Below are 14446 nucleotides of genomic sequence, written 5' to 3'. Positions count from 1 at the left end.
GGCCACATTTTCCGACTGAATAACGTTCACAGAACCCCGACGGTTTCCCGAATCCCGTTCCCACTCAATCTCATTTTCGCTTCAATTCGCCAGGCGGAGAACCTGCGCCGTTTTCAACCCGGCCAGCAGGGAGCCCGGCACCGCCAGCTTGGAGCGGCGGACCCCGCTGCCGATCACGACCTCCGGATGGGCCGCCACCGCCTCGTCGACGAGCACGGGCCACTCCTCGGGTAGTCCGAGCGGGGTGATCCCGCCGTACTCCATGCCGGTCAGCGTGACCGCGTCGTCCATCGGCGCGAACGAGATCTTCCGCGCGTCCATGTGACGCCGGATCACGCCGTTGACGTCGGCCCTCGTGGTGGCGAGCACCATGCACGCCGCGTAGCGAACCTCCCCCGCACGCCTGGCCGCCACGATCACGCAGTTGGCCGACTCGCCCATGTCCACGCCGTAGCGCTCGCAGAAGGCCGCCGTGTCGGCCAGTTCCGGGTCGATCTCGGCGACCTCGACCCCGTCAAGCCCCCCTACCGCCCGTGCCACCGGCTCGGCCAGCAGCTCCAACCGCTCGGCCGCGCTCACCCAGTCCAACGTCCCGATCGCCATCGCTGCCCCATCTCCTTGAGAGTTCTCCTGATTCCCCGCACCGAAGACCTTACGGCCGCTACGGAGAAGTCAGGAGGTCGCACTCAGCACCCGGCGGTGGAGATCGGTGACCGTCCTCCTCGCGGACTCCATGGCACCGGCCTGCCAGGCGATCAGGTGGGTGAGCCAGTCGCCGGCGAAGTAGACCCGGCCCGCCGGGCGCCGCAGCAGGGTGAAGGCCCCCTCGTGGGAGGGCCAGTTCACCCAGCCGCCTTCGATGTGCGGCCTGCGCCGCCAGGCGATCGAGACGCTGGAGCGCAGCTCGGCACGGTACTTCTCACCGTGGATCTTCTTGCCCTGGGTGAGCGCGCGCCCTCGGCGGTCGCGGTGGGAGAGCTCGCCGTAGCGGTCGGCGTTCTCCTCGGTGTTGTAGTAGCCGACCACCAGGCCGCTGCGGGAGTGGTAGCCGTGGGAGGGGTACCAGATGTGGGTGATGTCCAGGTCGGTCTCGGTGACGCCGCCGTAGATGCGGTCGTCGATCTCCCACCAGCGCCTGCCGTACTCCAGCCCGATCTTGCCCGCGGAGACCGGTACCGGCGTGCGGAGCGCGGCGGTGACCGGGGTGCCGAGGTTGTGCGGCAGGCGCGCGAGCAGGTGGGGCGGCAGGGACGCGATGCAGTAGTCGGCGCGGACCGTACCGCCCTGGTGGGTCACCTCCACCCCGTCGGGCAGGTTCCTGATCCCGGCGACCCGGGTGCCCGTCCTGATCCGGTCGCGGCCGACCGCGTCGGCGAGCGCGGCGGCGATCGCGTCCATGCCGCCCACCGGCTGGAACATGGGCATCGCCTGGTCGTAGCCGAAGTCCATGGTGACGGCCCTGCCGGTGCCCGCGGCGAGCACGTCCCGCAGCGAGGGCGCCGCGCCCAGGGGAACGCCCTCGTCCACTCCCGGATAGGTCTCGAAACCCCGCCGCCCGGACCCCCGGTAGGCGAGGCCGGGGCCGAGGTCGCCGAAGCGCCGCAGGAACTCCGCCAGCCGCTCGCGGTCGTCGGCGGTGAGCCTGCGGTTCAGCGCACCGGTGCTGCTCGCCTTGGCCAGCAGTTCCGCGACGTAGCCGTACAGGTCCGCGCGGGCCGTGCGCGCCCGGACCGGGGCGGTCATGCCCCGCGTGTAGACGTACGCCGAGGCGTTGTTGTTGACGAACGTCTCGATGGGAACGCCCAGCTCACGGCAGTAGTCCATGGTGACCATCCACGGCGCGATCCGCCCGGCCCCCGCGTTGAAGTAGGTGCCCTCCTCGAACGTGGCCGTCTGCGTCTCGCCGCCCAGCTCGTCCAGCCGGTCGCCCGCGCGCAGCGTGAGGGTCCGGCCGCCCACCCGGTCGGACGCCTCCAGGAGCGTGCAGTCGTATCCGGCCTTGCCCAGCTCGTAGGCGCAGGTCAGCCCGGCGATGCCGGCGCCGAGGACGACCACCTTGGCCGCCGCGCGGCCGCTGAGGGAGAAGTCGGAGGGCTGCGGGGGTGTGAAGTCCCTCTCCTGGGACTCCGGGGCGAGGCCGAGCGCGCCCATGGCCGCGAACATGGCCCCGGCCCCCCCTGCCGCGCCCACCCCGACCAGCAGCGCCCTGCGCGTCAGTCCTCCGCCCCTGGCAGGGGTGGCCTGGGCGGCAGGCCCCGTCTCGTCAATCATCGAAGGCCGTCAAGGGCATCGGGCACCGTCGGAGGTCGGTTCGAAGGGGACATCGTGGGGGGAGACCGGGAGACATCGCAGGGGACATCGGGGGGAGACCGGGAGACATCGGGGGAGACATCACAGGGGACATCACGGGAGACATCGGGGGGATCAGCCGTAGATGCCGCTGCCGCAGGCGACCTGGCCGCCGATCATGGCGAAGATCCCCATCAGGGCCATGATCTGCGAGAAGTCGTCCGTGGTGAACTCCGTGTGCCGGGGGCCCACCGCCTTCACACCGGGGATGATCGCGCATCCGGCGGCGATGGCCGTGGAGTTCCACTCGACACCGAGGGTGAACGGCGGCTCGGGGGCGCAGAGGCGGAAGTCGGACACCCGGTCGAGCGCGCGGGCGGCGGCCTCGCGGATGCGGGCGTGGGCGACGGCGGGTGGCAGGAGCTCGGCGGCGAACCTGTCGATCCCCTTCTTGACCGCGACGGTCTCCACGTCGCCGAGCAGTTCCCTGGCCTCCTCGCAGACCGCCTCGTCCCCGGTCACCAGGGCCACCGGCACGCCGAGCGCCCCCGCGAAGGAGGCGACGAGACGGGTCTCGCCGCAGATCTCGTCGTTGAGGTAGAGGTTCTGGATCTCCCTGCCCATCCAGGTGTGGTTGAGGACGCCGTGCTGGACGCCGGCCCGCGCGTGGTAGCCGACGAAGCAGGCCGCCCGGTAGCTCGCGTCGAGTCCCTGACCCATCCGCATCGGCTTGCCGGGCCCCCTGAGCAGGGTCGCCCGCTCGTCGAGCAGGTCGATCCTGAGGTTCTTGGTCGAGCCATGGGCGTCGTTGACGCGCACCGCGGTGGCGCCCGCGTCGAACGCCCCCTCGACGACCGCGTTGGCGTCGCCGGTCATCAGCTCACAGCCGCGCTCGTAGCCCCGCCCTCCGGCACGCATCTCCTCGGGGTCGGTCAGACCGGTGACACCCTCCATGTCGACCGAGAGGTAGACCTTCACGCCGTCCCCCATGTCTCGACGCGCCGCGCCTCGTCCTCGCTCATGAAACCGACCTCCCCATCCATGAAGTCGTGAACCCGCTTACGCCACGGTTCGGGAATCTCCGCGATCGCGGGCCGGTAGCAGCGGTCCAGCCAGGCGGTGGAGGACTCGCTCGCGCGCAGGTATCCGGCCGCCGCGCCGAAGACCGTGTCCTCGATGCCGGGCACCCTGGCGCAGCCGTACTCGATCATCTCCTGGCCGCCGTACGGTGGCGGCCGCTGCCATCTGCGGGCGACCGGGCGGCCCGCGGTGATCGTGGTGCGGAGCGGGCGGCGCTCGACGGCGGCGTGGATGAGCTCCTTGTACAGGCACTTTCCGCAGGTCCCGCAGGGGCCGCTCACCCCGCGCAGGCACCAGCGGACCTGCCCGCGCAGCTCGGAGCCGAGGGCGAGCCGCATCGTGACGGCCTCGCTCACCCCGCCCACCGGGAGCACGATGTGCAGGCCGGCCGCGGCGAACGCCCGGCCCCAGGCGCCGTGCGGCGCCCACATCGGGTTGTCGGGTGTGTGGCGGAGCAGGTAGCGGTCGCCTCCCAGCCAGCGCGAGCCCAGCTCGTAGCCGAAGGCCAGCCCCCCCAGGCCGAGCTCGTCCGCCAGCAGCAGCGCGCCGGCGGCGACCGCGTGGTGCTCGGGATAACCGGGGCGCGGCTCGGCGAGCGTGAACTCCAGGTCGGAGCGGACGACGGTCAGCTCACGCCCGGTCTTGGCGGCCAGCGAGGCCAGCACGTCGGCACGGTAGTGGGTCCACCGGTTGGGCACACGCGGGTGGGAGACCCTCTGGAAGTGCACGAGGGGCGCGTCGGGCAGCATCGCGGCCACCGCGACCGAGTCCGCCCCGCCGCTGTAGGAGATCGCCAGCCTGTCACCCGACCGCGCCCGACCGCCTTCGGGACCGGCCTCGATCCCCCAGCCGTCGCCGATCGCCCCCGCGAGCTCCGGTGAGATCGGCCGGTCGAAGGTGACGCGGCGCCGGGTCCACGGCGCGACCACGGTCCACGCGGCGAGGGCGAGCAGGTCGGGGTGGATGTCGCGCGGGGCCCGCGGCAGTTCGACCCGGAACGAGTTCGTGGCCAGTTTCAACGGCTGACCGTCGGCGCAGAGACCGGTGACGTCGTCCTCGGGGTCCAGCCGGAACGCCAGATGCCAGGTACCGCCGTCCGCACTCCAGGTCACTCTCACACGGTGCCCCCGGCTGCCCTGTCCGGAACGCTCCCGCACACCCCGGGGAGTGCCGCCCGGCCCGTGCTCTCTCCCGCGGCGCGGTCCACGGCCTGCCAGAGCAGCACCTCGTTCTGGAGGACCCCGTCCAGCGCGACCGCGGTCTCCTGGGCCAGCCGGTGGGCGTCGTCCCAGCGCCCGGCCCGCACGGGGTCGAGGGTGACCCCGGCCACCCGCGCACGGAGCTCGACGACCTCCGCGCGCAGCGAGGTGACCTCCCTGGCCAGCGTCTGGACCTCCCAGAGCGCGTCCTTGACGTCCTGCCGGTAATCCGCCCTGGAGATGTACCGGGAGTCGAACCAGCCGAGGACCGCCCGCCGCAGCGGGGCGGGCACCAGCGCACGCTTCACCAACCGCACCATAATCCGGCACGATACCGGCAATTTTTAATCACCCATGACCGATCCCAGCAAGCCCGGTGAATGCCTCAGCGTCCGGTGAACTCGGCCTTCGACCTCCCGGAGAAGGCGCGCATGCCGATCCCGGCGTCGGCGGTGGCGAACATGCCGGAGAACTGCAGGCGTTCGATCTCCAGACCGGTGGCCAGATCGGTCTCCAGGCCGTGGTCGACCGCCTGCTTGGCGGCGCGCAGCGCCAGGGCCGGCCCTCCGGCGAACTGGGCCGCGTACGCGAGGGCCTCGGTGTACACGTCATCGTCGGGGACCACCCGGTCCACCAGGCCGATGGCCAGCGCCTCGTCGGCGGCCACGTGGCGTCCGGTGAAGATGAGGTCCTTGGCCTTGGCCGGGCCGATGAGCCTGGGCAACCGCTGGGTGCCCCCCGCGCCGGGGATGAGGCCGAGCAGGACCTCGGGCTGGCCCAGTTTGGCCGACTCCCCCGCGATCCTGATGTCGGCGCACAGGGCCAGCTCGCAGCCACCGCCGAGCGCGTAGCCGGTCACGGCCGCGACGACGGGCTTGCCGACCCTCGCGACGGCGGTGAAGCAGTCCTGCAGGGTCCGCGAGTGGACCGCCATGTCCGCGTACGACATGTCGGCCATCTCCTTGATGTCGGCACCGGCCGCGAAGACCCGTCCGCCGTAGACGACCACGGCGCTCACGTCCCCGTCGGCGTCCACCTGCCGGGCGCACTCGGCGATCTCCAACTGGACCTGCCGGTTGAGCGCGTTCATCTTCGGCCGGTCGAGCCTGATCGTCGCGACCCCGTCGGCCTTCTCCACCCGCACGAACTCACCCATGGACGTCCTTCCGTCAAGATTCACAACGCGACCGGTCCGGTGCCGGCCGCGCCGTGATCCAACATAGAGCGCCGCTCAGTTGACGGGCATGGCCAGGTCCCTGTCCTCCCCCGCGCTCGCCGTCGCACTCTCCGTCGCGCTCGCCGTCGCGCTCGCCGCGACGCGCTCTCCTGCCCGCCTCGACGGCCCGGCGATCACCCTGCGGTAGATCGCCTCGTACGCGCGGGCCATCGTCTCCACCCCGAAGAAGCGCTCCGCCCGGGAGCGACAGGCGTACGGGTCGAGCGTGCCGGCCGCCTCGATGGCGGCGGAGAGCTCCGAGGGGGAGCTCCGGATGAATCCGGTGACCCCGTCCACGACCACCTCGGGCACCGCGCCCCTGCCCAAGGCGACCACGGGCGTACCGCAGGCCATGGCCTCGATCATCACCATCCCGAACGGCTCCTCCCAGACGACCGGGAAGAGCAGGCACCTGGCCGCGGCCAGCAGCTCGCGCTTGCGGGCGTTGCCGGCCTCGCCGACGTATACGGCGTCGGGGCCCAGGCGTGGCCTGACCTGGGCGTCGAAGTAGTCGTGCTCGGTCTTCTCGGTGAGCTTGCCGGCCAGCAGGATGCGCCGCCCGGCCGCGCGGGCGGCGTCGATGGCCAGGTGGGCCCCCTTGTCCTCGCTGAACCTGCCCAGCCAGAGCGCCCAGTTCTCCTTGTGCTCCCTGAAGGGAAAGGCCATGACGTCGACGGCGTTGTGGACGACCCCCGCCCAGTTCAGGTCGGGGGCGATGCGCCGCTGGGCCTCGGAGATGGCGACCATGGACATGCCCGCGCCGAGCACCCGGTAGTACTCGCCGAACTCGCCCCCCACCTCCCCGTGGCAGGTGACCACGGTCGGCACGGCCTGCGCGGGCGCGGTCAGCGGACCGGCCAGGGAGTGGTCGTGGATCACGTCCACGACGAGCTTCGAGCTCATCGCGTACGCCCTGGCGGCGTGCAGGACCTCGGGCAGCGCCTCGCCGATCCGCTCGGACGGCGCCCGCCCGTAGGTGGCCAGGAAGCGCGCCGGCGTCCCCGCCGTGCCCGCCCCGATCATCGTGACGTCGTGCCCGCGCCGGGTCAGCCCGGCGACGAGGCCCGCCACCATCGACTCGATGCCCCCGTAGCCGTGGGGCGGTACGTCGTACCAGGGCGGCGCGACCATCAGGATGCGCATGCCGTCGGACCACTCCGGGACAGCTCTGGAAGAAACCATGGCGACCTCACCTGGAGAGACGAAGGAAACGGTCAGTGCACCTGCCTCAGGGCGGCGGTCAGCGGGCTGCGCGGCGCGTTGATCAGGGTGATCCCGTCCGGCAGCCCGCTGATGGTGGCGCCGGACGCGCCGACCTCGATGGTGACCCTGGAGTCCGCGAGCGGCAGCCCTCGGATCCGCAGGCCCTCCAGCCCGACCGGATCCAGCCACACCCGCCCGTAGGGGACCCACGGCTCGAAGCGCAGCAGGCTCCTGACCAGCTGGATGGGGCTCGCCGCGGCCCACGCCTGCGGGGAGCAGGAGGTGGGGTACGGCACGGGCCAGGTGAACTCGGCCCGGTCGAATCCGCAGAACAGCTCGGGCAGCCGCCAGCCGAAGGCCTCGGCCGCGTCCAGCAGGCCGTAGGCGATCCGCTGCGCGTCCCGTGTGAAGCCGTAGCGCATCAGACCGGCCGCGATCAGGGCGTTGTCGTGCGGCCAGACCGAGCCGTTGTGGTAGCTCATCGGGTTGTAGGCGCCCATGGTGGAGGCGAGGGTCCGCACCCCGTACCCGGTGAACATCTCCGGCGAGAGCAGTCGCTCGGCGACCTGGGCGGCCCGGTCCTCGTCGACGATGCCGGCCCACAGGCAGTGCCCCATGTTGGAGGCGAGACTGTCGATGGCGCGTCCGGCGCCGTCGAGACCGACGGCGTAGTAGCCCCGGTCCGGCAGCCAGAAGCGCTCGTTGAAGGCGTCCCTGATCCGGCTCGCGCGGGCCGTCCACTGCTCCTCCAGGGCCGTGTCGCCGACCTCGTGGGCGAAGTGGGCGCGGGCGATGTAGGCGGCGTAGACGTAGCCCTGGACCTCCGCCAGGGCGATGGGCGGGCGGGCGAGGGTGCCGTCGGCGAAGTTGATGCCGTCAAAGGAGTCCTTCCATCCCTGGTTGATCAGTCCGTGGTCGGTCTTGCGCCGGTAGGACAGGAACGGGTCGGCGCACCTGTTGATCCAGTCGAGGGCGGCATCGGCGTGCGGCATGAGTTCCTCGACGGCCTCCCGGTGCATGCCCCATCGGCGTAGCTCGCCCAGGACCATCACGAACAGCGGGGTCGAGTCCACCGAGCCGTAGTAGGCGCGGCCGGCCTGCGGCGAGGCGCCGATCTGGGTCCCGAAGCGAAGCTCGTGCAGGATCTTGCCCGGCTCCTCCTCGGTGAGCGGGTCGGTGACGGTGCCCTGGAGCCTGGCCAGACGGCGCAGGGTGCCCAGCGCCAGGCACTGGTCCATCTGGAGCGCCATCCACGAGGTCAGCAGCGAGTCGCGGCCGAACAGGGTCATGAACCACGGCGCGCCCGCGGCGATGGTCGGCGGTTCCTCCGGCCTGTCGGATTCGAAGAGCCGGAGCGCGCCGAGATCCTCCTTGGAGCGTTCCAGCACCTTTGACAGGAGCCGGTCGGAGGTGACGACGACCGGGCTGAGGCGCTCCCAGTCGGCCCGGCGCCTGGCGGGCTCCGCGTGCTCCAGGGGATAGCGCGTGGAGAACCAGGCCGGCGACTCCTCACCCTCCAGGATCGGGTTGACCTGCAGGCTGACGGTCCACTCGCCCCGGGTGGGCACCACGACCCTGAAGATGAGCATGCCCGGCACGGCGAACGGCGCCGGTTCGGCCACCACCCTGGTGCCGCGCGAGCGGCAGGTGGAGATGATCAGCAGCCCCGATCTGTCGGCCGTCATCTCCACGTCGGCCACGTGCCTGACCCGGCCCGCCTTCACCTCGAACAGGTCCGCCACATCGGAGGCGACGTGGATGTCGACGACGCATCCGGCGGGCTCGTCGGCCAGGTTGCGCAGGGTCACGTCCTCACGGAGGCCGCCGCCGACGTAGCGGTCCCTGATCACGAGCAGGCTGCTCTCGGCCCGCCCCGGACGGGGGCCGGTCCTGCCGAGGAACGTCGCGTGGTACGGCTCGGCCGGCAGCACCCTGAGGGGCTCCACCGCCGTCTCGTCCACCCTGAGCTCCCAGCGCGACAGCAGCCGGGTGTCGGCGTGGTAGACGCCCTGCGCCCCGCCGGGCCGGATGTCGCCGTTGCGCGCGCACACGCAGAAGGAACCGCCCTCGACCAGGGTGACCGTGGTGTCGCCCAGCGGGCCCGGCTGGCCCTCGAACGTCCATGCGTCCAATGCTCGCTCCAGTTTGTGCGATATATCGGCTATCTAGCCATTCCCGCACCAAAGGAGAAAGAACTACACAAAAGACGTCCATTGTCACGTTTTGCCCGATAAAAGGGCTTTCGTCCGCCTGGAGATGATATTTCGGCCTGCGGTGCTGATCTCCGCGGGCCGCACGTCCCCCCAGTGCTGATCTCCGCGGGCCGCGCATCCGCCCAGTGCCGATGAGCGCGCGCCGCACGTCCACCCGGCGCCGATGAGCGCGCGCCGGGTGGACGTGCGCTCGTCAGCGCAGGGTGCCGTTGGTCATGCCCACGGGCTCCTCCGGCACCTCGACCAGGCCGAGCTCCGCGGGCGACGCCACCAGGGGGTGGTGGGGAACGACCCGGACCGTGTAGCCGAAGGGACCGGTGCGGTCGAGGGGAACGGTCCCGCCGAAGACGGCCCTGCCGTCGTCGCCCTCGTTCTCGACCGTCAGGTCGGTGTAGGCGGGGGCGACCAGGTCGTCGTGGTCCCCGACCCGCCCGTATGCCGCCTGGACCCGGATGTCACCGGGCTCCAGTTCGCCGAGGGCGATGGTGGCCCTCAGCCCCAGGGACGACCCGAGCTCGGGGGTGTCTCCAAGACCAGAGGTCTCCACATGCTCGACCCGCACGCCCGGCCAGGCCTTTCCGACCCTGAGCTTCCACGCCGCGAAGCTCCTGGCCTGCTCGTACCCCTCGGCGGACAGGGCGCGCGCGGAGAGGGCCGCGGGGGTGTAGAGGCCGACCACGTAGTCGCGGAGCATCCGCCCGGCGAGCACCTTGGGGCCGAGCGAGGCCAGGGTGTGCCTGACCATCTCCAGCCAGCGCCGGGGCAGGCCGTCCGCACGGTCGTAGAACCGGTCGGCCACCTCGTGCTCGATCAGGTCGTAGAGGGCGGTGGCCTCCAGCTCGTCGCGGCGGTCGGGGTCGGCGACGCCGTCGGCGGTGGGAATGGCCCAGCCGTTGGTACCGTCGTACCACTCGTCCCACCAGCCGTCGCGGATGGACAGGTTGAGCCCGCCGTTGAGCGCCGCCTTCATGCCGGACGTGCCGCACGCCTCCAGCGGGCGGAGCGGGTTGTTCATCCACACGTCGCAGCCCTGGACGAGCAGCTGGCCCAGGGCCATGTCGTAGTCGGGCAGGAAGACGATGCGGTGCCGCACGTCCTCTGCGTCGGCGAACTTCACGATCTGCTGGATGAGCTTCTTGCCGCCCTCGTCGGCCGGGTGCGCCTTGCCCGCGATCACGATCTGGACCGGCTTGACCGGGTCGAGCAGCAGCGCGCGGAGCCTGTCGGGGTCGGACAGCATCAGGGTGAGCCGCTTGTACGAGGGCACCCGGCGGGCGAAGCCGATGGTCAGCACCTCGGGGTCGAGGGCGTCGTCGATCCAGCCGAGCTCTGGCGGGGAGGCGCCCCGGTTGAGCCACGACTGGCGGAGCCTGGCGCGGGCCGCCCTGACCAGTTTCTCGCGCAGCCGCCCCCGGATGCCCCAGACGTCGCCATCGGAGATCTTGGTGATGCTCTCCCAGCCCTGTGCCTGCTCGACGAGCGTGGACAGCTCCTGGCCGGCCAGCTCCATGATCTCGCGGCCGACCCAGGTGGGCGCGTGCACGCCGTTGGTGATGAACCCGATCGGGACCTCGTCGGCGTCGAAGCCGGGCCAGAGCCACTGGAACATCTCCCGGCTCACGGCACCGTGCAGCTCGGAGACGCCGTTGACGCGCTGGGCCAGCCGCATGCCCATCGCGGCCATGTTGAACTTGCCGGGCTCGTCCTCGGCGCCGAGCGCGAGGATGCGGTCGGTCGGTACCGTGGGCCACGCGTTGTCGCCGCCGAACTGGCGGGCGATCATCTCCGCGGGGAAGCGGTCGATCCCGGCGGGCACCGGGGTGTGCGTGGTGAAGACGGTGCCGGCTCGCACCGCCTCCAGTGCCTCTTCGAAGGAGAGCCTGGCCTCGGTGAGCTCGCGGATGCGCTCCAGGCCGAGGAAGCCGGCGTGCCCCTCGTTCGTGTGGAACACCTCGGGCTCGGCGTGGCCGGTGACCCGGCAGTAGGCCCGGATGGCGCGGACGCCGCCGACGCCGAGCAGCAGTTCCTGGAGCAGGCGGTGGTCGGTGCCGCCGCCGTACAGACGGTCGGTGACGTCGCGGGCCGCGGTGTCGTTCTCGGCCACGTCGGAGTCGAGCAGCAGCAGCGGCACCCTGCCGACCTGGAGCACCCAGACCTGGGCGTGCAGCGTGCGCTGCTCGGGCAGGCTGATCTTGATCCGTACGGGGGTGCCGTCCTCCTCCTTCAGGAGGGTCAGCGGCAGGCCGCCCGGGTCGAGGGAGGGGTAGTGCTCAAGCTGCCAGCCCTCGGGCGAGAGGGACTGGGTGAAGTAGCCGTGCCGGTAGAGCAGGCCCACCGCCAGGATGGGCACGCCGAGGTCGCTGGCCGCCTTGAGGTGGTCCCCGGCCAGGATGCCGAGCCCGCCGGAGTACTGCGGCAGGGCGGCGGCGATGCCGTACTCCGGCGAGAAGTAGGCGATGCCCTGGGGAGCGTCGGAGATGCTCTGGTACCACCGGGGAGCGGTCATGTATTCGCGGAGGTCGTCGGCCGCGTCGGCCAACCGCCGCAGGAAACGGCGGTCGGCGGCGAGCTCACGGAGCCTGTCGGCCTCCACGGCACCCAGCAGGGCGACGGGGTCGTACCCGACGCGTCCCCAGATCGCCGGATCGACCTCGCCGAACAGGTCCAATGTCTCCGGGTGCCACGACCAGCGCAAATTCAGCACGAGCTCCCCGAGCGGGGCCAGCTCGGGGGGCAGGACGGTGCGGACGGTAAACCTGCGAATAGCTCTCACGGTGCCAAACCCTAGTTACTCAGCGCCACGAGGGCGACTCGAACACTCACGCGTCATCCCTCTCACCGTTATCAATCCCCCTCAAACACATCAAAGGTAGGCGATCTACTATTAGGACAACTCGCCGAAGAGTAAGAGGTCCCGCACTCTATCCACCGGCACGCATGAAGATGGACTATTAGGGCACCGGACATACGAGCCAGAACGCACTGCCCTCGGGAGCCGGCCGTCCCGGCAGGGCAAGGTTCCGCCTTGCCCTCAGAGCGGCCCGGGGGCGCTTGAAAATCGAAGATCTTTCCTTGCTGACTTCCCCGGCGGTACCGGGCGTGCCGCCGCTACCTTGAGAAGCGATGATCGGACGAATCCCAATCCTGGACATCCACCCCACGGTCGAATGCGGGCGCTACCCCGCGAAGGCCGCTGCGGGTGAGACCTTCGAGATCTCCGCGACCGTGTTCCGCGAGGGACACGACGCGGTCGCCGCAGGGGTCGTGTTCACCGGCCCCGACGGCGTGCGCGGGCCGCTGCTGCCCATGGCCGAGCTCGGGCCCGGCAGCGACCGCTGGGGCGTGGAGGTGACCCTGCCCACCGAGGGCGGGTGGCGCTTCCGGGTGGAGGCCTGGGGCGATCCCCTGGCCACCTGGCTGCACGACGCGGGCATCAAGATCCCGCGTGACCTGGACGCCGACCTGATGTGCGAGGAAGGTGCCCGGCTCTTCGACCGCGCGGCGAGAGCCGTACGGGCCGCCGACTGCGGGCCGGCGACCGATACCGTCGCGACCGGCAGGCCGGTGAGCGGCAGGCCCCCCGCGGCGAGGACGGCACGGCGGGGCAAGGTCACGCAGGCACACGCGTGCGGGCACCGCGCCGCGCTCCAGGCGGTGGCGGCCAGGCTCCGCGACACCCGGATCGACCCGCGCGCCCGGTTCACCGTCGCCCAGCTTCCGGAGACGGCGGCGCTGCTGCGCGCGCACCCGCTGCGGGAACTGGTCACGAGGTCGGCCCCGCGCTCGGTGGTGGTCCACCGCCGCAGGGCGCTGTTCGGGTCGTGGTACGAGCTCTTCCCGCGATCCGAGGGCGCGATCATCGAGCGGGACACGGCCCCCAAGTCCGGAAATTTCCTGACTGCCGCGAAGCGGTTGCCGGCCGTCGCGAAGATGGGCTTCGACGTCGTCTACCTGCCGCCGATCCACCCGATCGGGCAGAGCTTCCGCAAGGGGCGCAACAACACCCTGACCCCCGAACCGTACGACCCCGGCTCGCCCTGGGCGATCGGCTCGCAGCAGGGCGGCCACGACGCCATCCACCCCGACCTGGGCACCTTCGAGGACTTCGACGCCTTCGTGGCGCAGACTCGCGAGTTGGGCATGGAGGTCGCCATCGACCTGGCCCTGCAGTGCGCGCCCGACCACCCGTGGGTCACCGAGCACCCGGAATGGTTCAACATTCGCGCCGACGGCTCGATCGCGTACGCGGAGAATCCGCCGAAGAAATACCAGGACATCTACCCGCTGAACTTCGACAAGGACCCCCGGGGGATCTACGAGGAGATCAGGCGAGTGGTACGGATCTGGATGGATCACGGCGTACGGATATTCCGGGTGGATAATCCGCACACCAAGCCGGTGGCCTTCTGGGAGAAGCTGCTGGCCGACATCAACGCCACCGACCCGGACGTGCTGTTCCTGGCCGAGGCGTTCACCCGGCCGGCGATGATGCGGACACTGGCCAAGGTCGGCTTCCACCAGTCGTACACGTACTTCACCTGGAAGAACTCGCGCCCGGATGTCGAGGAGTACCTGAGCGAACTCTCCCACGAGACGTCGTCCTACATGCGACCGAACGTGTTTGTTAACACCCCTGACATTCTCCACGAGTATCTTCAGCATGGGGGAGTCCCGGCATTTCATATCAGAGCAGTACTCGCGGCGACGGCGATGCCGACCTGGGGCGTCTACGCAGGTTATGAACTTGCGGAGAATGTACCGGTTCGACCGGGCAGTGAGGAATATCTAGATAGTGAGAAATATCAGTACAAACCCCGCGATTGGGTAGGGGCTGAGCGAGAAGGCCGTAGTCTTGCCCCGTTCATCACGCAACTCAACTTGTTCCGAAGAGCACACCCGGCGCTCCAGGAACTGCGTAATCTACGGTTTCACAGCGTTAACCATCCGGACATGGTCTGCTTCTCCAAGCGGCTGCCCGGCGCCTACGACACGGCCACACGACGGCACGGCCTGGGCGACGTGGTCCTCGTGGTCGTGAACCTGGATCCGCACAACACCCATGAGGCGACGGTGTCGCTGGACATGCCCGCCCTCGGTCTCGACTGGCAAGCCGAGTTCGTCGTGGACGACGAGCTGTCGGGCGAGTCGTATCGCTGGCGGCAGGACAACTACGTGCGCCTCGATCCCCACATCCACCCAGCGCACGTCTTCACTCTGCGTGCCGCGGCGGCGAACCAGCGGTGAGC

At 70.6% G+C, this 14446-nt stretch carries 10 protein-coding genes; 1 reads left to right on the top strand and 9 read right to left on the bottom strand.

Going from position 1 to position 14446, the window contains the following annotated elements; translation table 11 throughout:
- Nucleotides 1-81 precede the first annotated feature (81 nt).
- From OIE13_RS00850 to glgP, 9 genes are all read right to left on the bottom strand, one after another.
- Nucleotides 82-603 carry a YbaK/EbsC family protein gene (locus tag OIE13_RS00850; protein ID WP_326829415.1) on the bottom strand — a complete coding sequence of 174 codons (522 nt, stop codon included), beginning with the start codon at nucleotides 601-603 and terminating at the stop codon, nucleotides 82-84.
- A gap of 69 nt (nucleotides 604-672) precedes the next feature.
- A complete protein-coding gene (locus OIE13_RS00845) occupies nucleotides 673-2271 on the bottom strand; it encodes a flavin monoamine oxidase family protein (RefSeq protein WP_326829414.1) in 1599 nt (532 codons plus the stop codon).
- Between the two features lie 153 nt (nucleotides 2272-2424).
- A complete protein-coding gene (locus OIE13_RS00840; RefSeq protein WP_326644118.1) occupies nucleotides 2425-3267 on the bottom strand; it encodes a M55 family metallopeptidase in 843 nt (280 codons plus the stop codon).
- Complete coding sequence (locus OIE13_RS00835) at nucleotides 3264-4481, bottom strand: DUF6395 domain-containing protein (protein WP_326644120.1); 1218 nt, start codon at nucleotides 4479-4481, stop codon at nucleotides 3264-3266. Before OIE13_RS00835 ends, OIE13_RS00840 begins: the two co-directional genes overlap by 4 nt.
- Nucleotides 4482-4483: 2 nt before the next feature.
- Nucleotides 4484-4876, bottom strand: coding sequence for a hypothetical protein (locus tag OIE13_RS00830; protein WP_326644124.1), 393 nt, complete (start codon nucleotides 4874-4876; stop codon nucleotides 4484-4486).
- 77 nt (nucleotides 4877-4953) lie between these two features.
- Nucleotides 4954-5724, bottom strand: a complete 771-nt coding sequence (locus OIE13_RS00825; RefSeq protein ID WP_326644126.1) for an enoyl-CoA hydratase/isomerase family protein — start codon at nucleotides 5722-5724, stop codon at nucleotides 4954-4956.
- A 75-nt stretch (nucleotides 5725-5799) separates the two neighbouring features.
- Nucleotides 5800-6966, bottom strand: a complete 1167-nt coding sequence (locus tag OIE13_RS00820) for a glycosyltransferase family 4 protein (RefSeq protein WP_326829413.1) — start codon at nucleotides 6964-6966, stop codon at nucleotides 5800-5802.
- Nucleotides 6967-6998: 32 nt separating this feature from the next.
- Complete coding sequence (locus tag OIE13_RS00815; RefSeq protein WP_326644131.1) at nucleotides 6999-9119, bottom strand: amylo-alpha-1,6-glucosidase; 2121 nt, start codon at nucleotides 9117-9119, stop codon at nucleotides 6999-7001.
- Nucleotides 9120-9393: 274 nt separating this feature from the next.
- Nucleotides 9394-11973, bottom strand: a complete 2580-nt coding sequence (glgP, locus tag OIE13_RS00810; protein WP_326644133.1) for an alpha-glucan family phosphorylase — start codon at nucleotides 11971-11973, stop codon at nucleotides 9394-9396.
- Nucleotides 11974-12323: 350 nt separating this feature from the next.
- On the opposite strand from glgP, the gene OIE13_RS00805 reads away from it, so the two are divergent.
- On the top strand, nucleotides 12324-14444 hold the full coding sequence (locus OIE13_RS00805) for an alpha-1,4-glucan--maltose-1-phosphate maltosyltransferase (RefSeq protein ID WP_326829412.1): 2121 nt from the start codon (nucleotides 12324-12326) through the stop codon (nucleotides 14442-14444).
- Nucleotides 14445-14446: the final 2 nt, after the last annotated feature.

This window comes from Streptosporangium sp. NBC_01810 (assembly GCF_035917355.1).
GTDB lineage: Bacteria > Actinomycetota > Actinomycetes > Streptosporangiales > Streptosporangiaceae > Streptosporangium.
Note: the sequence above shows the minus strand (reverse complement) of the source record. Positions and strands in the feature narration are given on the sequence as shown.

Coding starts and splice junctions, on each gene's coding strand:
- OIE13_RS00845 (WP_326829414.1), bottom strand. CDS start 2,271: ATGATTGACGAGACGGGGCCTGCCGCCCAGGCCACCCCTGCCAGGGGC.
- OIE13_RS00825 (WP_326644126.1), bottom strand. CDS start 5,724: ATGGGTGAGTTCGTGCGGGTGGAGAAGGCCGACGGGGTCGCGACGATC.
- OIE13_RS00805 (WP_326829412.1), top strand. CDS start 12,324: ATGATCGGACGAATCCCAATCCTGGACATCCACCCCACGGTCGAATGC.
- OIE13_RS00850 (WP_326829415.1), bottom strand. CDS start 603: ATGGCGATCGGGACGTTGGACTGGGTGAGCGCGGCCGAGCGGTTGGAG.
- OIE13_RS00820 (WP_326829413.1), bottom strand. CDS start 6,966: ATGGTTTCTTCCAGAGCTGTCCCGGAGTGGTCCGACGGCATGCGCATC.